The sequence below is a fragment of the Brevibacillus fulvus genome, assembly GCF_016908525.1.
GTDB classification, from domain to species: Bacteria; Bacillota; Bacilli; order Brevibacillales; family Brevibacillaceae; genus Brevibacillus_G; species Brevibacillus_G fulvus.
Genome location: NZ_JAFBEB010000014.1, coordinates 1 through 21,641 on the forward strand (window position 1 = coordinate 1; position 21,641 = coordinate 21,641).

Here is a 21,641-nt window from a genome sequence, read left to right on the forward strand (position 1 = left end):
TGGCAAGGGAGCGAATGCGAGGCAGGAGCGCCAGCGGGAAGCACCCTTTCAGGGCACTGCAGATCTGGCTTGGCAAGGGAGCGAATGCGAGGCAGAAGCGCCAGCGGGAAGCACCCTTTCAGGGCACTGCAGATCTGGCTTGGCAAGGGAGCGAATGCGAGGCAGAAGCGCCAGCGGGAAGGAGGGACGGTATGCTTGGAGCCAATCAGGAGCGGAAAGTGTATGAAGGAATTTTGTTGCAAATCAACGAAATCGTAAGTCAGCAAAATTTGCGTGCAGGTGATAAATTGCCTTCGGAACGAGAACTGTCTGAACAACTCGGTGTTGGCCGTTCCTCCGTCCGGGAGGCGTTGCGGGCATTGGAACTTCTCGGATTGATCGAGACGCGGCGGGGGGAAGGGACCTTTCTCAAACATTACCGGCATAATCGGCTGATCGATATTCTTGGCTATTTCCTTTTGCGAGATTTCAAAACAAAAAAAGATGTGCTGGAGATGCGCAAAATTTTGGAACTGGAGGCCGTACGCCTGGCCTGCAAACGTGCGACCCCGAAATATTTGGAAGAAATGGAGCGGAATTTGCAGCAAACGGCAGAACGGCTTAACCGCGGAGAGTATCCGTGGGAAGAAGATTACCAGTTCCATCGAATCGTTTGTCGAGCCAGCCGCAACTCCATTTTGCACAGAATTTGGACTCCGCTCATGGAGTTTGGCGAAGGAGTTCGCAAAGAAATTGGCGAAGAAGCAGAGCAAGGCCGAAAGCTGTTGGCGGAGCACACGAAAATTGCTGAGGCGATTATCAGCAAAAATGAGATCGCTGCTGTCGAATATATGAAAAACCATCTGGAAAATAGCAACGATTAACGGTTTGCGGCGGTCGATAGGGCTGTGGTATGATGATGCAGGTTAGATACCGTGTGTGAGGTAAGGAGGAAACAGCATGTGGACCGTCATCTACATCGCTCCTAGTGCAAGAATCGCCGAACGGATACAGCAACGATTAACAGAAGAAGGATTTCTTGTCAAAGTTCGTGAGGCTAGGGTGTCAAAGCAATACGAAATCCTTGTGCCGGAAAGCGAGCTAAGCGAGGTGCAGGAGGTACTTAGCACGATCCTTCACTGAATGAATTGTGAGGTGTTACTGTGCTTAAAGATCTATTTGGCAAAAAGCGGAAGTTTGCAACCGTCCCGACGACTTCGATTGAACGGACACAAACGACTGAGCCAAAGGAAGTTCCCGAGGGATTGATGCATAAATGTCCGCATTGCGGAACGATCCAGTATTCCAAGGAATTGGAGAAGAATCTGCGGGTATGCAAAGGCTGTCAGTATCATTTTACAATGTCAGCCCCCGAACGATTGGTTTCCATTTTGGATGACATTGACCAGTTTGAAGAGTTCGACAAAGACTTGATCTCGGTCAATCCGCTGGAGTTCCCCGGCTATATGGAAAAGTTGGACAAAGACAAACAAAATACCAATCTGAACGAAGCGGTCGTTACCGGCCAGGGAACCTTGTCCGGAAATCCGATTGTTATCGGTGTGATGGACTCGCGCTTCCGAATGGGCAGCATGGGCTCAGTGGTTGGGGAAAAAATCACCAGGGCAATCGAACGAGCAATCGAACGGAGATTGCCATTTATTCTGTTTTCCGCTTCCGGTGGAGCGCGGATGCAGGAGGGCGTGCTCAGTTTGATGCAAATGGCCAAAACGAGTGCGGCTTTGGCGCGTTTGGCTAACGAGCGCTTGCTCTTTATCTCCGTCTTTACCAATCCGACGACGGGCGGTGTCTCGGCCAGTTTCGCTTCACTCGGAGATTACAATATTGCCGAACCGGGAGCGCTGATTGGCTTTGCCGGACGTCGTGTAATTGAGCAAACGATCAGGCAAGAACTCCCCAAAGACTTCCAGACTGCCGAGTTTCTGTTGGAACATGGTCAACTGGACATGGTCGTGCATCGCAAGGATATGCGCCAGACACTTGCCAAGCTGGTTGAGATGCACACGATTCAGGAGGGAGTGTAACGATGGCAAGTGATTTATCTTTTGAAAAACCGTTGGTGGAACTGCAGGATAAGATCAAGGAACTTCGCAAGTTTACCGAAGAAAAAGGGATTGATTTTTCCGATGAAGTGAGCCGGCTGGAACAAAAAGCGCGGGATCTGGCTCAACAAATTTACGGGAATTTGACTCCCTGGCAGCGGGTACAGTTGGCTCGCCATGCGGAGAGACCGACAACGCTTGATTTTATTCAACACATATTTAGCGATTTCCTGGAAGTGCACGGCGACCGCCTCTTTGGCGATGACCTGTCGATTGTCGGGGGAATTGCCAAATTGGACGGGCGACCGGTAACGGTGCTCGGACATCAAAAAGGAAAAGATACAAAAGAGAACATCAAACGGAATTTTGGGATGGCTCATCCGGAAGGCTACCGGAAAGCGCTCCGCATCATGCAGCAGGCTGACAAGTTTCGCCGCCCGATTATTTGCTTTATCAATACGGCCGGCGCTTATCCCGGAAAGGCAGCGGAAGAGCGCGGACAAAGTGAAGCAATCGCTCGCAATCTGCGGGAAATGGCCGGTTTTGGCGTGCCGATCATTTGCATCGTCATCGGCGAAGGCGGAAGCGGCGGGGCCTTGGCGATCGGTGTGGGCAACCGCGTTTACATGCTGGAAAACACCTATTATTCTGTGATCGCTCCGGAAAGCGCCGCGGCGATCCTGTGGAAAGATTCCAGCCTGGGGATGCGAGCCGCGGAATCCATGAAGATCACTGCTCCTGACTTGCTGCGCCTTGGTGTGATTGACGGGATTATCGAAGAACCGTTTGGCGGTGCTCATCGGGACATCACGGCTCAAGTGCAGTTGGTGAAAAATCAGATTGTCGAAGGATTGCGGGAACTTGATTCCTTGACTCCGGAACAACTGATACAGGATCGTTATGAAAAATTTAAACAGATTGGAAAATACACCTCCCTTTCATAAAGGGGGTGTTTTTTTTCGCTTTTTTGATCCCTTGAAATCTGCTACAATTTGATTGATTCGAGGGAATTCCTAAGATTTGTAAAAAGTATGACAGAAAAAGTAAAAGTGTATAACAGAATGAGGATTTAAAGTATAACAGCATGTATTAAAACTGGTTTGATACATACTGATCAGTTTCGCAGACATGCTAGTAAGTGGAAGAATGGAGTGTGGACCAGAGCGATGAAAAAAATTGCAGTGTTAACCAGCGGCGGAGACGCGCCGGGAATGAATGCGGCCATTCGGGCAGCAGTCCGGCGGGCAGTTTATCATGGAATGCAAATTTTTGGCGTTTATCACGGCTATGACGGTTTAATCCAGGGTGACATTCAGGAGATGAGCCTCGGCTCAGTCGGTGATATTATCCATCGTGGCGGCACCATTCTTTATTCCGCGCGCAGCCAGGAGTTTCGTACCGATGAAGGGCAGCAAAAAGCGGTAGAACAACTGCGCAAGCACGGAATTGAGGGATTGATTGTCATCGGTGGCGACGGTTCGTTTCGCGGCGCCCAAAAGCTGACGCAAAAAGGATTTCCAACCATTGGCATTCCCGGCACGATTGATAACGATATTCCTTGCACCGATTTTACGATTGGCTTTGATACCGCGTTGAATACGATTGTGGAGGCGATCGATAAAATTCGCGATACGGCCACCTCGCATGAACGGACTTATATTATTGAGGTAATGGGCCGAGATGCCGGAGATCTCGCATTGTGGGCAGGACTCGCCGCAGGTGCCGAATCAATCATTATTCCGGAAGAAGAACAAGATATGGATGATATTATCGAACGGTTGCATGCGGGGTACCGCCGGGGCAAAAAACATTCTATTATTATTGTGGCAGAAGGTGTGGGAAGCGCTTCCGTCTATGCGGATAAAATTAAAGAACGGACCGGCTGGGAGACGAGAGTGACGGTACTGGGTCACATCCAGCGCGGCGGATCGCCCACGGCATTTGACCGTATGCTGGCCAGCAGGATGGGGGCGGCAGCTGTCGATCTGTTATTGGAAGGAAAGGCGGATCGAATGGTAGGCATCCAGAATAACCAGATCGTTGATATCGATTTTGACGAGGCGTTGTCGCAAAAACATCAGCTCGATCTTTCTATCTATCAGTTGGCACGTTCGCTTTCCATTTAAAGCAAAGCGATAGATTTTTATAAATCACGGGAGGAATCACCCATGTTACGCAAAGCCAAAATCATTTGTACCATTGGACCGGCCAGCGAGTCGGTCGAAACGTTGAAGAAATTAATCGAAGCTGGCATGAATGTAGCGCGGCTTAACTTTTCCCATGGTTCCCATGAGGAACATGAAGCCAGAATCAAAAATATTCGCCAGGCTGCACGGGAAACAGGCAAACAGGTTGCCATCCTCCTCGATACAAAAGGACCGGAGATCCGGACAGGAACGTTGGCCGTGGATGCTGTGGAATTGGTAGAAGGCAACCGCATTACTTTGACGACCGAGGAAGTAGCGGGAACAGCAGAACGGGTATCCATCACATACGAAAATTTGCCGGAAGATGTCGAGATTGGCAGCACGATCTTGATTGATGATGGATTGATCGGGCTGACCGTTGAAGAGATTCGCGGCAGCGAGATTGTTTGTTTGATTAAAAACGGAGGCGTTCTAAAAAGCAAGAAAGGTGTTAACGTACCAGGCGTGAAAATCAAGCTGCCGGGAATTACAGCCAAGGATGCGCAGGATATCGAATTTGGCATTCGGCAAAACGTCGATTTTATCGCCGCCTCGTTTGTACGGAAAGCGTCAGACATCTTGGAGATTCGCGAGATCTTGGAACGTCACGAAGCGGTAATCGATATTATCGCCAAGATTGAAAACCAGGAAGGCGTGGACAATGTCGATGAAATTTTGGCCGTCGCCGATGGCATCATGGTCGCGCGTGGCGATTTGGGAGTGGAAATTCCGGCGGAAGAAGTTCCGCTCGTTCAAAAAATGCTGATCAAAAAATGCAACGAATTGGGAAAACCGGTCATCACAGCGACGCAAATGCTCGACTCCATGCAGCGTAATCCTCGTCCGACCCGGGCCGAAGCAAGCGATGTAGCCAATGCGATTTTTGACGGTTCCGATGCGATTATGTTGTCAGGGGAAACGGCGGCGGGAAAATATCCGGTCGAATCGGTGGAGACAATGAACCGCATTGCGCTGCGGACCGAAGCAGAGCTGAATTACCGGGAGATCCTGCATCAGCAGTCTTTTAAGAAACAAGTGACGATTACCGATGCTTTGAGCCAGGCAGTGGCCAATGCGGCTCTTGACTTGTCGGCAGCGGCAATTATTACGGCGACAGAGAGCGGCCATACCGCTCGGATGGTCTCCAAATACCGGCCGAAAGCGCCGATTGTGGCCGTAACACCCAATGAAGGAGTCGTGCGCCGCTTGTCTATTGTCAATGGTGTCTATCCGTTGCTGGGCGAGGTCGTCAACACAACGGATGAGATGCTGGAGCTATCTGTCAGCAAGGCGTTGGAAGCGGAATATGTCCGCCATGGCGACTTGGTGGTGATTACGGCCGGCGTTCCTGTGCGTGAGGTGGGGACAACCAATTTGATGAAAATCCATGTCATTGGCGATATTATCGCCAAAGGGCAAGGCATCGGGCGCAAAGTGGTCACCGGAAAAGTCATAATCGCCAACAGCGCGCAGGAAGCAGCGCAAAAAATGGAGGATGGCGCCATTTTGGTGACAATCGGCACCGATTCCGATATGATCGAGACGTTCAAACGGGCGACCGCCGTAATTACGACCGAAGGCGGATTGACGTCTCATGCGGCGATCGTCGGACTCAATCTGAACGTGCCGGTGATTGTCGGTGTGCAAAATGCGATGGAAGTATTGCATGATGGCAAAATTGTTACGGTCGATTCCGGTCGCGGCCATATTTATACCGGTCAAGCACGCATTTTGTAGGGGAATGAGAGGGAGGGGGATGTTCTGATGAACGGGACATCCCCTTGTTCGCGTTGAATTATCTGACGTATGGGAGATAACTGTGCGCCGCCAATGCAAGCGGTCTCTTTCGTCTTGGCGGAAAAGATGAGGAAAGCTGTTTTTGCCAATTTTCCTGCGCTATAATTGAAGAGAGAACTTCTTGAAGGGAAAAAGGGAGCTGAGCATTGTGGACAATTTGAAGTATCGAACGGCACAAATTCGGGTGAGATACAGTGAGACCGACCAGATGGGCGTCGTTTATCATGCCAATTATTTGAGCTGGTTTGAGGTGGGGAGGACCGACTTTCTTCGCGCTTCCGGGTTAAGCTATTTTGAACTGGAGCAAAAAGGGGTGCTCTTGCCGGTGATTGATGCCGAACTCAGTTTCAAAAAACCGGCCAAATATGATGATGTGGTGGAGATTCGTACAAGCATTGCCGAACTGACGCCGGTTCGCCTCCAGTTTCGCTATGAGATTTACCGGGCGGCCGACGAAACGCTGCTGGTTACCGGTATCACCAAACATGTATTTGCCAACCGTGAGTTTAAACCGCTCCGCTTGCCCAAGCTGCTCCCCGAAGTATATCAGTGGCTTGAGGAACAGCTGAGCATCTGACCAAGAAAGGAATGTGATCGATGCTGTTTCGCATTCTCGTAACGTTGTTTATCGTCCTGCCGTTGATCGAAATCGCCGGTCTGTTCTTCATTGGCAGCAAGATCGGCGGTTGGACGACGGTCGGCCTGGTGCTTTTGACGGGAATTCTCGGGGCATGGTTGGCCAAACGGGAAGGACTGCAAGTATTGCGGCTTGTTCAATTGCAGTTGTCCCGCGGCCAAATGCCAACGGATGCTTTGATCGATGGCTTGCTTGTCTTGATAGGAGGGATTTTGCTGTTGGCCCCGGGATTTATCACCGACCTGCTCGGCATCGTTCTGCTGATTCCTTATACCCGAGGCATCATTCGCTATTTGCTGAAAAAATGGCTGCTCATGATGATTTCATCCGGACGAATCCATCTCATTTTCCGACGGTAGTCGGTTTTCCTTTGATATAGAGCCAAATATCGCGGAGGACGTCTGCCCTGATCAACGCATTGATAATGACAAGGCTGACCGGTCCGATGATCAGGCCGAGTACGCCAAACAGCTTCAAGCCGACGAACAGTGCAACGAGCGTAAGCAGAGGATCGAGGCCTACGTTTTCCGCAACTACCTTTGGTTCGATAATCTGCCGGAAGATGACGACGACCCCGTACAGGATAGCCAAACCGATTACCAGCCCATAATTGCCTTTGACATACATGTAAATGATCCAGGGGATAAAAACTGTCCCTGTTCCCAGGTATGGCAAAAGATCAACCAGTCCGGTCAAAAGTCCGATGGTGATCGCATACTCGACTCGCAAGATCAAAAGCCCGATGATGACCAGCGCTGCGGTTAAGGAGATCAGGGTGAGCTGTGCTTTCAGGAAGCCGAACAGGGCATGGCGCAAATCGAGCAAGATTTGGTCCAGGCGGCGGTTGACACCTTTGGGCAAGAGGCGGCGAAAGCGGTCCTCCCAGCGATGAAACTCGTTGGTGATAAAGAAGGCTCCCAGCAAAGAAATAACCAGTACGGTGGCGAGATTGGGCAGGGAAAGCAGGAAGTTCTTTAGTCCGTTCAGCGTATTGAGGAGAAAGACCTGAACAGCGGTGGAAAACGTCGTTACCGCCTTGCCGACCGTCGAATCGATATTTTGCTGATAACTGGGATCAAGCTGAGAATATAAAAAGGCGAAACGTTCATACAGGCTGCGCAAAAAATCTTCCGAAATAACGGTTTGCAAATAGAGCGTCGCTTCGGTAATCAGCGGGGGCAGCTTCGTGATCAAATCTCCGAGTTCCATTACCGTTTGGGTGATGATCAGCGTGACAAGCCCGGACAGCACGAGCAATAACAGCAGCATGACCAGCAAGACCGACAGCCAGCGGGGCAATCTGGCTTTTTTGCTTAGAAAGGCCACGGGCCGTTTGATCACCAGTGCAATGAGTAAGGAGATTAAAAAAGGGTAAAGTAATGGTGTTGCAAATACTATTATCTTATAAGTGATGTAAATAACCAGGCATACCCATACGAGACGGATGATTTGGAACAATCTTGTTACCCAATTTTCCAGTGTCAAGGTCATACTCCTTTCACATAGCCCTATGTCCATATTATGCAGTAGGTCTGCGCCAACTAGCAAGTTTTCCCACATTTTAAACAGATTTATGAACACTTTGTACTTTTCTCATTCACAAACTTGGAAATAAGTTTTATAATGTTGTCGAAATTAGACAATTGAATAGTAACCATTTTGACGAGAAAAGGAGAGAAATTTCATGACAGCTACTACAAGAGGTCTGGAAGGAGTTGTGGCAGCACAATCGTCGATCTGTTCGATTGTAGACGGTGTACTTAGCTATGCTGGCATCAATATTGACGAATTGGCTGAAAACGCTATCTTTGAAGAAGTTGTATATTTGCTCTGGCATGGAGCGTTACCGAAGCGCGATCAGCTGGAAGCTTTACAAAAGCAATTAGGCGAAAATGCAGCTATCCCGCAAGAAGTAATCGATAGCATTCGTTCTTATCCGAAGGGCGTTCATCCGATGGCCGCATTGCGCACAGCTGTCTCTTCGCTAGCGCTCTACGATGAAGAAGCACAAGATATGTCTCCTGAAGCAAATTACCGGAAATCGATTCGTCTAATGGCTCAAACACCAACGATCATTGCAGCCTTTGCCCGGATTCGGCAGGGATTGGAACCGATTTCACCCAACCCTTCCTATGGCTTGGCGAAAAACTTTTTATACATGCTGACCGGCAAAGAGCCGAGCGAAACCGCTGTCAAGGCTTTTGACGTCGCGCTGATTTTGCATGCTGACCATGAATTTAACGCTTCCACGTTCGCTGCTCGCGTCACGGTGGCAACGCTGACCGATATATATTCCGGAATCGTCTCCGCAATCGGCACCTTGAAAGGTCCGCTGCATGGCGGCGCAAACGAACAAGTAGCTGCCATGCTTACGGAAGTTGGCAGCCTTGATAACGTGGAGCCTTATATTCGCAAGGCATTGGACAACAAGCAAAAAATCATGGGCTTTGGCCATCGCGTCTACAAAAACGGCGATCCGCGCGCCAAATGGCTGCGTCAAATGTCCAAAGAATTGACCGCACAAATCGGACGTCCTGAACTATACGAAATGTCGGTGAAAATCGAAGAGATGGTCACTTCGGAAAAAGGCTTGAAGCCAAACGTAGATTTCTATTCCGCTTCCGTCTACATTTCGCTTGGCTTGGAAACCGACCTGTTTACCCCGATCTTTGCGATCAGCCGGATGTCTGGTTGGACTGCGCACATCATGGAACAATATGAGAACAACCGCCTGATCCGTCCGCGCGCCGATTACACAGGCCCAGTCAATCAGCACTATGTACCAATCGATCAACGTTAAATTTTTTATTTGAGAAACAGGTGCTGCAAGAAGTACAATACAACTATGAAGTTTGTGGAGAGCTTGCCACTATTTGCAAGGGCGGCGATCCACGCTTACATTTTTATAGTTCATTTGAATGGATGATAAACGGAGGGGATTTTTGTGTTTAAAAACCTGTCTCAGCCCACAGCTGGCGAAAAGATCACGGTTGATAACGGAAAACTGGTTGTGCCAAATAATCCGATCGTTCCTTTTATTGAGGGTGACGGTACAGGTCGAGATATTTGGAAGGCGTCTGTCCGCGTTTTGGATGCCGCTGTAGAGAAAGCTTACAACGGCGAGAAAAAAATTGCCTGGTTTGAAGTGTACGCTGGTGAAAAAGCGTTTAACAAATTTGGCGAATGGTTGCCTGAGGATACGTTGACCGCGATCCGCGAGTATCTGATTGCGATCAAGGGCCCTTTGACCACTCCGGTTGGCGGCGGCATCCGCTCCATCAACGTGGCGCTGCGCCAGGAGCTTGATCTGTACGCATGCGTTCGTCCTGTACAATATTTTGACGGCGTACCTTCTCCGGTTAAACGTCCGGAACTGACCAATATGGTGATCTTCCGTGAAAACACCGAAGACATTTATGCCGGTGTGGAATGGGCGGAAGGAACTCCGGAAGTGAAAAAAGTAATCGAGTTCTTGCAAAAAGAGATGGGCGTGAAAAAAATCCGTTTCCCGGAAACGTCGGCAATCGGGATCAAACCGGTTTCCAAAGAGGGAACAGAACGTCTCGTTCGCGCTGCGATCAACTATGCGCTGGCTAACAACCGCAAATCGGTTACCTTGGTACACAAAGGCAATATCATGAAATTTACCGAAGGCGCCTTTAAAAACTGGGGTTATGAATTGGCGGAAGCTGAATTCGGCGACAAAGTATTTACATGGGCACAGTATGATCGTATCAAGGCTGAAGGCGGCGACGCAGACAAGGCTCAAAAAGAAGCGGAAGCAGCTGGCAAATTGATTATCAAAGACGTGATTGCTGACGCCTTCTTGCAACAAATTTTGACGCGCCCGGCTGAATATGACGTGGTTGCTACGCTGAACCTGAACGGCGACTACATATCGGACGCATTGGCAGCGCAAGTAGGCGGGATTGGAATCGCGCCGGGAGCCAACATCAACTACCTGACCGGGCATGCCGTATTTGAGGCGACCCACGGTACTGCTCCGAAATACGCCGACCTTGACAAAGTGAATCCTTCGTCCGTCATTCTTTCCGGCGAAATGATGCTTCGCCATCTCGGCTGGAACGAAGCCGCTGATTTGTTAATCAAATCGATGGAAAAAACGATTTCGGCCAAAACGGTAACCTATGACTTCGCTCGTTTGATGGAAGGCGCAACCGAGCTGAAATGCTCCGAGTTTGGTGACGCTTTGATCAAAAACATGTAAAAAACGATCAACCATAACTCTTACAAATACTTTGGAGGGGACCTGCTATGGGATTCCAACGTAAAAAAATTGCTGTCATCGGTAGCGGATTTACTGGTGCCACAACCGCTTTCATCCTTGGGCAAAAGGAATTGGGCGATGTGGTGCTGGTTGATATTCCACAACTGGAAAACCCGACGAAAGGGAAAGCCCTGGATATGATGGAATCTTCTCCGGTACTTGGTTTTGATGCAAACATTACCGGTACGGCCGACTATGCCGATATTCAAGATGCCGATCTGGTTATCATTACGGCTGGAATCGCCCGCAAGCCAGGAATGTCTCGCGATGATCTGGTCAATACAAATGCCGGAATCATGCGTTCGGTAGCGGAACAAGTCAAAACGTATGCACCAAATGCGGTCGTCATCGTATTGTCCAACCCGGTTGATGCGATGACCTACACGTTCTACAAAACTTCCGGTTTTCCGAAAGAGCGCGTCATCGGACAATCCGGAGTGCTTGACAGCGCCCGTTTCCGGACATTTGTTGCCCAGGAACTGAATGTGTCGGTGGAAGATGTAAACGGATTTGTGCTGGGCGGTCACGGTGACGATATGGTGCCGCTCGTCCGCTACTCCTATGCCGGTGGCATTCCGCTGGAAAAATTGCTTCCACAAGATCGGCTGGATGCGATTGTCGAACGTACCCGCAAAGGCGGCGGCGAGATCGTCAACTTGCTGGGCAATGGGTCCGCCTATTATGCACCTGCGGCGTCGCTGGTGCAAATGGCTGAAGCGATCATTAAAGACAAAAAACGCATCTTGCCGTCGATTGCTTACCTCCAAGGTGAATATGGCTATCACGATCTGTACCTCGGTGTGCCGACTTTGCTGGGCGGCTCCGGTATCGAAAAGATATTTGAACTGGAATTGACTGCTGAAGAAAAGGCCGCTTTGGACAAATCGGCCGACTCTGTACGCAATGTCTTGAAAGTATTGGCGTAACAGACTGTTCCTGTCTAAATCTCCCGCAGGAGATCGAACAAAACGCTTCCGTTTGCTCTGTGAACGGAAGCGTTTCTTTTTTGGGAGGTCTTGGCACGGCTGATCCTCATTACTCAATCTTTACATAAAAATTACTTGTTTAAGCGAAAGCTATCTGGCAGACTGAAAAAGTAGCACGTTAGGGGGGGAACCAGGTGACAAAAGTATTGGTCGTCGACGACGAAGTATCGATCGTAAAGTTGTTGCAATTTAACCTGGAGAAAGCAGGATTTGACGTGGTCACAGCTTATGATGGGCTCCAGGCATTGGAAATGGCCCATACGGAGCAGCCTGATTTTATGATTCTCGATTTGATGCTGCCCAAGCTGGATGGAATGGATGTGTGCAAAACTCTGCGCCAAGAGCGAAATAATACACCGATTTTAATTCTTACGGCAAAGGACGATGAATTGGACAAGATTCTCGGTCTGGAACTGGGAGCGGATGATTATTTGACGAAACCGTTCAGTCCGCGCGAAGTAATTGCTCGGGTAAAAGCGATCATGCGCCGTTCCCAAACAACTAAGGATGCGGTCAGCGGCAAGGACGAGGTGGTGTTACGTTTTGGCGATATCGCCATCTACCCGGAAAAATATGAGGTATATCGAAAAGCAGAAAAGGTGGAGTTAACCCCGAAAGAATTTGAACTGCTGCATTATCTGGCCAGTCATCAAGGGCGCGTATTGACTCGGGACCAGTTGCTGAATGCAGTTTGGAACTATGACTTTATCGGGGATTCCCGCATTGTCGACGTACATGTCAGTCATTTGCGAGAGAAGCTGGAGGAGGACACGAAGAGCCCGCGGTATATCAAAACCGTGCGCGGATTAGGTTACAAATTGGAAGGTTAGCGGGAGGAGAGTAGCCGTGACGCGTTTTCGCCTGAAACTGAGCATGACGATTCTCGTACTGATCTCGATCGTTTTGGTCATGCTTGGCACCTATTTTGCAAAGGTACTGGAGCAATCGTATATGGAAACGCTGCACGATCTGTTGCAAAGGGAGTCGCGACTGATCGCCCAGGCAGTCCATCTTCCGGAAATATTGAACTCTCCCCGTGCGCTTGCGGATGTGGTCAATGATTTTGCTCCCGAGACGGATGTGCGCGTCACAGTGATTGATGGGAACGGTACCGTTCTTTTCGATTCGGAATCGGAACCGGCTCAGATGGAAAATCATTTGCACCGGCCGGAATTTCAGCAGGCATTGCAGGGAAAGTTGGGATTATCGACACGGTTCAGCGAAACGCTTGGTTTTGACATGGTCTATGTCGCGGTTCCGATCGTCCAGAATGAACAGACGATCGGCGCGGTTCGTTCAGCGATGTCGATGGAACAGATTCACCAGACGATCCACAATATGTGGTACAGCTTATTGACTGGCTTGTTGGTTACTCTGCTGATCGGTTTTTTCGTTGTTTCCCGAATTTCGCAAAATATTACCAAGCCGATCGAAGAGATTACCCGCGTGGCACGCAATATTACACAAAGGGAATATGAAAGCAGGGTCAGGATTAAGGCACAAGACGAGATCGGCCAATTGGCGGGAGCGATTAACTTCATGGCCTCAAGCCTGGAGCAGCAGATGTACGAGATATCGGAAAACCAGCAGCGCTTAATGGGCGTTCTGACCAATATGACGAGCGGGGTCATGTTTGTCACCGAAAACCGGCGAATTATGCTGGTCAATCCGGCTGTCGAAAAAATGCTGGGGATGTCCAGCAGAGAATTGGTGGGCAAATTGCACATCGAGGCGAGTAAAAACTTTGGCTTGAGTCAGTATATCGATCGCTGTATCGACACGAAACAGAAATTCCGTCAAGAGGTGCATACGTATTATCCGGATGAACGGATTTTGGATGTCAATTTTGCGCCCTACATCAATTTTAAAGGCGAAGCGCGCGGCGTGGTGGTCGTGCTCCACGACATTACGGAGATTCGCCGTCTGGAAAAAATGCGCAGCGAATTTGTCGCCAACGTGTCACACGAGCTGCGCACGCCGATTACTTCCATTAAAGGCTTTACGGAAACGTTGCTCGATGGCGCCTTGCAAGACGAAGAAGTATGCCGCAACTTCCTGCAAATCATCTATGAAGAAAGCGAACGCCTGAACCGGATGATTCATGAAATTCTGGACCTGTCGAAAATTGAACAGAAGCGGATCACGCTTTCGCTGGAACGGCATAACGTCGGCGATTTAATCGGCAATACGATCTCCGTGCTGCAAGAACAGTTGCTCCGCAAACAACTAAGCTTGCAGGTAGAGATCGAGGAAGAGATTTGGCTAACGACTGACAAAGACTGCTTCCATCAGATTTTATTAAATCTCGTAAGCAATGCGATTGCCTATACCCCCGAGGGAGGCTCTATAACGATCGGCGCCAAGCGAGCGAAAAACATGCTGGCCATTCAGGTCGCGGATTCCGGAATTGGCATACCGGAAAAAGATATCCCGCGCATTTTTGAGAGATTCTACCGAGTTGACAAGGCAAGATCGAGAGATTCAGGCGGGACCGGTCTTGGTTTGGCGATTGTCAAACATTTGGTGGAAAATTTGGGCGGGGATATTCAGGTGAACAGTCGGGAAGGTGTGGGCACAACCTTTACCGTTTGCCTCCCGTTCCAATTCCACACGCCAACGGCAAACGCACCCCAGAAAAATTAACAAAAAAAATACGCTTTATTCATCGGCGCTCTACATGTACTGCTTACGATTATCCTGTCAAAGCTGGGGGAGGCGAACGGAATGTCCAGACAAAATTTCGAAGAACAATTGGATGGTTTGCATCGGCAATTAATGTCAATGGGAACTCTGGTGGAAGAAGCGATTCATAAGGCGATCAAAAGTCTGGTTGAACGCGATCGGGAACTGGCGATGGAAGTGATGAAAAATGATCAGCTGATCAATCAAATGGAACATGAGATTGAGAGTGGTTGTTTTCGGACGATCGCGCTGCAGCAACCGGTTGGCGGGGACTTGCGCCGGTTGGGTACGATGTTGAAAATTGTCACCGATTTGGAACGAATGGGCGATCATGCGGTGGCCATTGCCAAAACAACCACCCGACTGATGGCAGAACCATATGTAAAGCCGCTGATTGATATTCCGCTGATGGCCGATCACGTGAAAGCGATGGTCCGCGACTCATTGAATGCCTATATTGCCAAAGATGATCAGGCGGCCGGGCGCATCGCCGCTCAGGACGATGTCGTTGATAAGCTGTATGCCAAAATCTTTCGCGACTTGATCGAAGTGATGTCCAAGCAGGAGCATACGATCAATCAGGGTACCCATTTGTTGCTGGTGGCGCAATACTTGGAGAGGATTGCCGATCATGTGACGAATATTTGTGAATGGGTCATTTACATGACATCGGGACAAAAAACCGATTTGAACAAGTAAGGCGGTATGAAAAATCAGTTGTTACTCTTTTGCGGCGGGGACGTTTCCCGCCTTTTTGCGTTCTGCCAAAAATGTAATCGTTTCCATAATTTGATTTGCTTTTTAACGGTGTTTTCTAAAAGAACTTTTTTGAAAAAAAATATTTTAATTTGTTTTTAATCGTGATATTATTTGTTTCGTGTACAAATATTTCGCAGACGAAACAAATGAGGAAGGAGGGCAAGATGGATAAATCGCTGATAATCCGGGATCTGCTGAGGAGATTAAATAAAAGGATATCAACGAACATGACCAAGGAATTAGCTACATATGGAATCACGATACCACAGTGGATGGTAATCAAGCAAATTTCCGAGGAACCCAAGTCCATTGGTCAGATTAGCAAATGCATCAACTTGTCTTACTCGACGATATCCGGCATAATAGACCGTCTCGAACGTGAACAGTATGTTGAACGAATTCGCGATCAAACCGATCGCCGTGTCATTTGGATCAAAGGAACACCTCAACTAGAACAGTTTTTGCAAAACACCGAAATCACATCTGGCCGTTTTTACAGTCAGCTATTTGCAGGGTTATCGGAAGAAAACTTAGATGGCATTATTCATTCATTACAAATGCTAATCAATAAAATTGAAGAAAAGGTTGAGGAGAAACCATGAAGAAAAAGTTTATTTTGTATTTAATTATTCTTCTGATCGTTGTTGCTGGTGGCGGGATCGGCTACTGGTACTGGTATCAGAGTGAACATTATGTAACTTCTGAAGATGCCCGGCTGAGTGCAGACATTTATCGCGTCATGCCAAGAATTACCGCCAAGCTTACCTCCTTGCAAATCAAGGAAGGGGACAGCGTGGTCGCCGATCAAGTCGTTGGTCTGCAAGACACGGCCAATTTGAGCAACAATTTGCTGGACAACGCGGCCTTGCGTGCGCCAATTACGGGAACCGTGATTAAAACTTTGGCCAAAGAAGGTGAGGTTGTCACCACCGGTCAGGCTGTAGCGCAAATTATTGATGAAAGCAAATTGTACGTTTCCGCCAATATTGAAGAAACCGATATCGGAAAAGTAAAATTGGGGCAAAAAGTGGAATTCACCATTGATGCGTTCCCAGGCAAGACCTTTACGGGGAAAGTCTTTGAAATTGGTGAAGCGACAAACTCAACATTTTCCTTGTTGCCTGCTACAAATACCAGCGGGAACTTTACCAAAGTGACCCAACGGATTCCAATTAAAATTTCCATTGATGATATGCAAGGCTTGAAATTGTCCGCAGGGCTGAACACATACATCAAAATTTTTGTGAAATAGGGTGAGCAGGATGATAAAAGGAAAATTGCAAATAAAGATGATTTCCCTCGTTTCGGTATTGGCATTACTGGCGGTTGGCTGCAGCAATGCGGAGTCTTCGACGACTGCAAGCAGCGTTCCGGTGGTAAAAGTCATCAAGATTGGCCAATCAGCCAAGACTGGCTTGTTAGCCAGCGGGAAAGTGGCTGCAGACCAAGAAGTGCAGGTCGTTTCCAAATTTTCCGGAAAAGTGGCCAGAGTGAATGCGGATGAAGGCTCCGTCGTAAAGCAAGGCGATGTGCTCGTTCAATTGGATTCCACTGATTACCTGCAACAAGTAAGACAATCGGAGTCTGCTTTACGCACGGCTGAAGCCAAACTGGCGGATACAAAAGCCGGAGCCAGATCGCAAGAAGTCGAACAGTTGGAAAGCAGTTTGGAGCAAATGAAAGTGCTTTACGATCAAAAGCAAACCAACTACAACCGGATTAAACAACTGTTTGAAACCGGTGCGGTCGCAAAGGCAGAGCTGGACAATGCGACGGCTGATTTGAACGTAGCGCGGACCAATTATGAAAAAGTGAAGGCGCAGCTCGATTTGACCAAAGCGGGTGCGACAACCAATACGTTGGCCGCTCTGCAAGCAGAAGTCGATCGCTTGAGAGCGTCGCTCGATTTGGCGAAAAGCAATCTGGAAAATGTAAATGTCACGGCGCCAATTTCCGGGGTCATTTCTTCTCGCAATATCGATCCGGGTGAAATGGCGCAAGCCGGGGCTTCCTTGTTGACCGTTGTCAAAATGGATGAAGTGAAAGTGGAAGCAAGCGTGTCGCAAGATCAGATCAACCAAATCAAAGTAGGGCAACCAATTGAGGTGCATGTTCAAGGGATCGCCGACAAAACGTTCAACGGTACTGTTGAATTTGTCAGCCCTGTATCCGACGCAACCAGCAGCACGTTCCCAATCAAAGTAAAAGTCGACAACAAAGAGGGATTGCTGCGTGCCGGGATGCTGGCGGAATTGTATTTGAGCGGGCAAACGAGCAGTGAAATCCAAGTGCCGACATCCGCTGTCTTGCATAAAGACGATAAAATGTACGTGTATAAAGTAGATGGCGATGTGGTGCATCAAGTTGAAATTACCGGAAGCGAGAAAGACAGCAATTGGATTATTGTCAGCAACGGAGTTTCGGAAAATGAGCAAATCGTCTTGAACCCAAGCGATGCATTGACGGATGGCAGCAAGGTTCAGGTTGACTAGGAGGGGATTCCGTGGCTGAGACAGTTGAACAGGCCCCGAAGAAGAGGGAGGACGGTGCCGGCAATGCCTGGATCGCATTGATCGCCATCGTTCTCGGGACATTCGTAACCGTATTGAACAACAGTTTTATTAACGTCGCGTTGCCGAAGCTGGTGAACATCTTCGGCTCAACAACGCAGGATATGCAATGGGTATTGACCGGTTATATGCTCGCTTCCGCGGTAGTCATCCCGATGAGCGGGACGATTGGCGATAAATTTGGCTACAAAAAAACATTCGTGATCGCTTTGTCGTTCTTTACCATCATGTCGCTGTTATGCGGGTTGGCATGGGGAACATCCAGTCTGATCGCCTTCCGGATTTTTCAAGGGGTCAGCGGCGGGTTCATCATGCCGGTCGGGATGTCGATGATTTATATGATTATGCCGCGTGAGAAAATCGGGATGGCGCTCGGGCTGTGGGGGGTAGCGGCAATGGCTGCACCGGCGGTCGGTCCAACCTTGAGCGGTTATTTGATTGAGTACTTCAGCTGGAGAATCCTGTTTTTTATCAATATTCCGGTTGGGATTTTTGCGGTGGTCTCCGCGTTCTTCCTGTTGAAGGAAACGCCGACCAAGCAGGTCAAGTTTGATTATGCCGGAGCAATCCTGTCCGTCCTTTGCTTTGGCTCGCTGCTTTGGGCTTTGAGTAAAGGGCCTTCGGAAGGCTGGGATTCCCTGTACATTGTAAGTTTGTTGTATATCGCGATCTCCTGCTTTATTTTGCTGCTTTATGTCGAGTTGACAAAAGATCAGCCTTTGTTGGACTTTCGCGTGTTCAAAATCCCCGTATTTACGATCAGCGTATTCTCATCCGGCTTGGTGATGATGGGGATGTTTGGTGGGGTTTTCCTTACGCCGCTCTATTTGCAAAATGTGCAAATGCTTACTCCGGTTGATGCCGGGCTGGTCATGATGCCGCAATCGATTGCGATGGCTGTGATGATGCCGATCAGCGGACGCTTGTTTGACAAGGTCGGAGCATTGCCGTTGGCATTGGTCGGGTTGACGCTGATGGGCACGACCACTTATGAATTGCATCGCCTGACGTTAAGTACGCCAAATACTTGGCTGGATACTGTTTTGACAATTCGCGGACTTGGCATGGGGTTATGTATGATGCCGCTGTCGACGGTTGGGATGAATGCAGTTCCCCGGGAAATAATCGGGAAAGCTTCCTCTGTGTCGAACTTGACCCGGCAAGTGATGGGCTCGATGGCCATCGCGATTTTGACAGCGATTATGAATAATCGCGCGACTTTTCATGCCGCGCAAATTTCCGAGTCTGTTACGACAGGTTCTGACGTTGTCAACAGTGCGATCAGCTCAATCGCCGGCTATTATACGGCGGGCGGTGTCGATGCGGCCACTGCTTCGGGTGGTGCAACGTCTTATATCGCCAGCATGATTCAGATGGAAGCGATGGTCAGATCGATTGGCGATACGTTCCTGATTTCAGCGATTCCGATGTTTGTCGTGATTCCGTTTGTCTGGTTCTTGCGGAAAAGACGGCAGCCAAAAGCCGCGCCAGCTGCACCGGTGGCTGAAAAGCCCGCAGCGGCAGCGACGAAAGAACAAACGGACGCAGCGAGTCTGAAAAAAGAGCCAGAGCCACAGCCCGTTTCATAAAACAGGCCCATGTAAAACAGGCAGATTCACACCCTCTTCCAGAAGAGTTGCGGTGCGGATCTGCCTGTTATTTTGTTACGCTCCGTTCCGTCGGGCCAAAGGCGCCCGGTCGGACAATAACGCTGCCAAGCCAAACGGCCGCCCGATTGAACGGCAGCCGTTTACTGAATGCTGGACTTTTTATATCTTCGGATTATTTTTCGTGATTCTTGCAGTTCTTTGATCAATCGATAGGGCTTGCTGACGACGCGGATAGGCAGACGCGCCAGGAAATGGCTTAAATCTTCTCTGTATTCTTGGGAGATGCGGTTCGGCTTTGTCGAGATGCGATTGTAAAATTCTTTGTACAACTCTTGCATGATATCGATTTCCAAACCGACAGCGTTTTGGCATTCCTTGCAGCCGATTTTTTTAATTTCGTCATTCAAATACGTGATCACATGAGGGGTTTCCGTGCGACAATGAATGCAATATAAATCAGATTCCATTTCTGAAAGCTTCATCTGATTTTCACCTTACTTCGCATTATTTTACGGTTAGCAGATGCAATGGCTGATTCATGCCAGGAGCAGAAGCGTATATTCGACGACGATTGCAACGATTGATAACCCCATCTTACCAGTTTTTTCTCCATCTCTAAAGCCCCAGATTCCACTTTGCAGCTATATTGTTCATGTTATGGCAACTGTTTATACAAAAGAGCAACACTGCAACACTCCACTTTTCGCCTCAGGCAAACAGGTGATCTTGCAAGTTTCTCAACTTCCACACAGTCGTATTGGGGTCCAGTTCGACATCGTCGTGCGTGAGAAACTGGCCCGGTTGAATTGTACGCTTGGCAATGACTTGACCACTGATCAAGCCGATCGGAATATGGCCGTTTTGCTGCATTTCCGCATGAGTCTCCAAGACGCCTCTGACCGAATAGCCGCCGATTCCATCCAGTTTTTCACCCGCTTTGATCTCCCGCTTCGACACCGCCACGGTTTCGGATACAGGGGCACCCAATGGATGAATCGTCGACTCCTGCTCCAAAACTGCTTTGGCAATGGAGATCGGGGTTTCCAAGCTGGCCAGGTGGAACGGACGATACAACGTATAATGCGGGCCGTTGCCTACCTTGAGATAGCGCAGTTCATCATCGACAGGTTCAAGCTCGCTTTTGACGATGACAAATACACCCGGCGCCAGCCCGTTTACATATTCTACGGTTCCGAAGCGGCTGAGCACGCCGCCGTTCTCCTGCAGATCCAGTTTTTCCGCTACTGTGTGAATATCGGCGGATACGCCGTGCATCCCGGTGACATCGGGCAGCAAACCGGTGGCGTTGCTGAGCAAGTTCATTTCCGCCATCGTTTTGGTGCCATCCTGGAAAGAGGCCAGCATATGCGGGCTCATCCGCTTTTGCTTGGCTTCCGCCGCACATGTATCGGGAGTAGCATCGGGCAGAAACGGATTGTTTTTCCCTTTCCCGGCCACTAACACCTCCAAGCCCATCGTCTTGGCAAACTCGTACAATTCCAGCGTAGCGGCAGGTTCATCGCCTGCCGAACCGCTGTAAACAATACCGGCCGAACGAAACAATTGGTGCATGATCGAACCGATCGTAATGTCTACTTCTACATTCAACAGCACGAGGTGCTTTTTGGAACGGAGCGCCTCCAATGCAATATTGGCGCCTACTTCCGGTACGCCGGTCGCATCGACGACGATTTCCACTTGCGGCGATTGAATGACTTCACGAAAGTCCACGCTGACGAGGAGGGGATGGTTGAAGGACGAATTTGCGGAATAAAAGCGCCCGGCTCGCTCCGCTGCGTCGCGGTTCACATCGCAAATGCCGGCCACGATCATTCCGGGAATGCGGGAAATTTGCGAAATAAGCCCAAAGCCCATCTGGCCAGCCCCGATGACCCCTACACGAATCGGTTGGCCGGATTGTTCGCGTTGCAGCAATTTTCGGTAAATGGACATAACTGACAACTCCTTTAGATTTATCATTTTGGTTACATATGTGTACTCATTGAACATTTGTAAATGATGAATCCATTCTAAAATGGCTGAAAAATTCTGTCAACTATTTTTATAACCGCTTTCATTTCAAT

The 21,641-nt window shown here is 49.1% G+C and carries 21 protein-coding genes; 18 read left to right on the forward strand and 3 right to left on the reverse strand.

Annotated features, from left to right (window positions below; genetic code table 11):
- Window positions 1-191: 191 nt before the first annotated feature.
- From JOD01_RS16220 to JOD01_RS16255, 8 genes are all read left to right on the forward strand, one after another.
- Window positions 192-863, forward strand: a complete 672-nt coding sequence (locus tag JOD01_RS16220) for a FadR/GntR family transcriptional regulator (protein ID WP_204519363.1) — start codon at window positions 192-194, stop codon at window positions 861-863.
- A gap of 76 nt (window positions 864-939) precedes the next feature.
- Window positions 940-1,122, forward strand: a complete 183-nt coding sequence (locus tag JOD01_RS16225) for a glutamate decarboxylase (protein WP_204519364.1) — start codon at window positions 940-942, stop codon at window positions 1,120-1,122.
- A gap of 20 nt (window positions 1,123-1,142) precedes the next feature.
- Complete coding sequence (gene accD / locus JOD01_RS16230; protein ID WP_204519365.1) at window positions 1,143-2,024, forward strand: acetyl-CoA carboxylase, carboxyltransferase subunit beta; 882 nt, start codon at window positions 1,143-1,145, stop codon at window positions 2,022-2,024.
- Between the two features lie 2 nt (window positions 2,025-2,026).
- The gene (gene accA / locus JOD01_RS16235; protein WP_204519366.1) at window positions 2,027-2,986 is read left to right on the forward strand and encodes an acetyl-CoA carboxylase carboxyl transferase subunit alpha; all 960 of its coding nucleotides are present in this window, start codon (window positions 2,027-2,029) and stop codon (window positions 2,984-2,986) included.
- 222 nt (window positions 2,987-3,208) lie between these two features.
- Window positions 3,209-4,168 carry a 6-phosphofructokinase gene (gene pfkA, locus JOD01_RS16240; protein WP_204519367.1) on the forward strand — a complete coding sequence of 320 codons (960 nt, stop codon included), beginning with the start codon at window positions 3,209-3,211 and terminating at the stop codon, window positions 4,166-4,168.
- A gap of 42 nt (window positions 4,169-4,210) precedes the next feature.
- Complete coding sequence (pyk, locus tag JOD01_RS16245) at window positions 4,211-5,965, forward strand: pyruvate kinase (RefSeq protein ID WP_204519368.1); 1,755 nt, start codon at window positions 4,211-4,213, stop codon at window positions 5,963-5,965.
- 208 nt (window positions 5,966-6,173) lie between these two features.
- The gene (locus tag JOD01_RS16250) at window positions 6,174-6,602 is read left to right on the forward strand and encodes an acyl-CoA thioesterase (protein ID WP_338028575.1); all 429 of its coding nucleotides are present in this window, start codon (window positions 6,174-6,176) and stop codon (window positions 6,600-6,602) included.
- Between the two features lie 20 nt (window positions 6,603-6,622).
- Window positions 6,623-7,021: an FxsA family protein gene (locus JOD01_RS16255; protein WP_204519369.1), complete on the forward strand. Its 399-nt coding sequence runs from the start codon at window positions 6,623-6,625 to the stop codon at window positions 7,019-7,021.
- On the opposite strand, the gene ytvI is transcribed toward JOD01_RS16255, so the two are convergent.
- The gene (gene ytvI / locus JOD01_RS16260) at window positions 7,005-8,147 is read right to left on the reverse strand and encodes a sporulation integral membrane protein YtvI (RefSeq protein WP_204519370.1); all 1,143 of its coding nucleotides are present in this window, start codon (window positions 8,145-8,147) and stop codon (window positions 7,005-7,007) included. The two genes, JOD01_RS16255 and ytvI, sit on opposite strands and share 17 nt — an antisense overlap.
- 199 nt (window positions 8,148-8,346) lie before the next feature.
- Between ytvI and citZ the strand changes: the two genes are divergently transcribed.
- The 10 genes from citZ to JOD01_RS16310 all read left to right on the forward strand — a co-directional run bounded on the left by citZ (window position 8,347) and on the right by JOD01_RS16310 (window position 19,536).
- Window positions 8,347-9,462: a citrate synthase gene (citZ, locus tag JOD01_RS16265; protein WP_204519371.1), complete on the forward strand. Its 1,116-nt coding sequence runs from the start codon at window positions 8,347-8,349 to the stop codon at window positions 9,460-9,462.
- A gap of 144 nt (window positions 9,463-9,606) precedes the next feature.
- The gene (icd, locus tag JOD01_RS16270; RefSeq protein WP_204519372.1) at window positions 9,607-10,890 is read left to right on the forward strand and encodes an NADP-dependent isocitrate dehydrogenase; all 1,284 of its coding nucleotides are present in this window, start codon (window positions 9,607-9,609) and stop codon (window positions 10,888-10,890) included.
- Between the two features lie 47 nt (window positions 10,891-10,937).
- Window positions 10,938-11,876, forward strand: coding sequence for a malate dehydrogenase (gene mdh / locus JOD01_RS16275; RefSeq protein ID WP_204519373.1), 939 nt, complete (start codon window positions 10,938-10,940; stop codon window positions 11,874-11,876).
- Between the two features lie 194 nt (window positions 11,877-12,070).
- On the forward strand, window positions 12,071-12,766 hold the full coding sequence (locus tag JOD01_RS16280) for a winged helix-turn-helix domain-containing protein (protein WP_204519374.1): 696 nt from the start codon (window positions 12,071-12,073) through the stop codon (window positions 12,764-12,766).
- 16 nt (window positions 12,767-12,782) lie between these two features.
- Window positions 12,783-14,579: a two-component system histidine kinase PnpS gene (gene pnpS / locus JOD01_RS16285; RefSeq protein WP_204519375.1), complete on the forward strand. Its 1,797-nt coding sequence runs from the start codon at window positions 12,783-12,785 to the stop codon at window positions 14,577-14,579.
- 81 nt (window positions 14,580-14,660) lie between these two features.
- The gene (phoU, locus tag JOD01_RS16290; protein WP_204519376.1) at window positions 14,661-15,317 is read left to right on the forward strand and encodes a phosphate signaling complex protein PhoU; all 657 of its coding nucleotides are present in this window, start codon (window positions 14,661-14,663) and stop codon (window positions 15,315-15,317) included.
- Between the two features lie 224 nt (window positions 15,318-15,541).
- Complete coding sequence (locus JOD01_RS16295; protein WP_204519377.1) at window positions 15,542-15,979, forward strand: MarR family winged helix-turn-helix transcriptional regulator; 438 nt, start codon at window positions 15,542-15,544, stop codon at window positions 15,977-15,979.
- Window positions 15,976-16,629, forward strand: coding sequence for an HlyD family efflux transporter periplasmic adaptor subunit (locus JOD01_RS16300; RefSeq protein WP_204519378.1), 654 nt, complete (start codon window positions 15,976-15,978; stop codon window positions 16,627-16,629). The genes JOD01_RS16295 and JOD01_RS16300 overlap by 4 nt, the downstream gene beginning before the upstream one ends.
- Window positions 16,630-16,639: 10 nt before the next feature.
- A complete protein-coding gene (locus JOD01_RS16305; protein ID WP_239565523.1) occupies window positions 16,640-17,869 on the forward strand; it encodes an efflux RND transporter periplasmic adaptor subunit in 1,230 nt (409 codons plus the stop codon).
- Between the two features lie 11 nt (window positions 17,870-17,880).
- Window positions 17,881-19,536: a DHA2 family efflux MFS transporter permease subunit gene (locus JOD01_RS16310; RefSeq protein WP_204519379.1), complete on the forward strand. Its 1,656-nt coding sequence runs from the start codon at window positions 17,881-17,883 to the stop codon at window positions 19,534-19,536.
- Window positions 19,537-19,697: 161 nt separating this feature from the next.
- Here the strand turns inward: JOD01_RS16310 and JOD01_RS16315 are convergent, their stop codons facing one another.
- A complete protein-coding gene (locus tag JOD01_RS16315; RefSeq protein ID WP_204519380.1) occupies window positions 19,698-20,039 on the reverse strand; it encodes a bh protein in 342 nt (113 codons plus the stop codon).
- A gap of 226 nt (window positions 20,040-20,265) precedes the next feature.
- Window positions 20,266-21,510: an NAD(P)H-dependent oxidoreductase gene (locus JOD01_RS16320; RefSeq protein ID WP_204519381.1), complete on the reverse strand. Its 1,245-nt coding sequence runs from the start codon at window positions 21,508-21,510 to the stop codon at window positions 20,266-20,268.
- Between the last annotated feature and the right edge of the window lie 131 nt (window positions 21,511-21,641).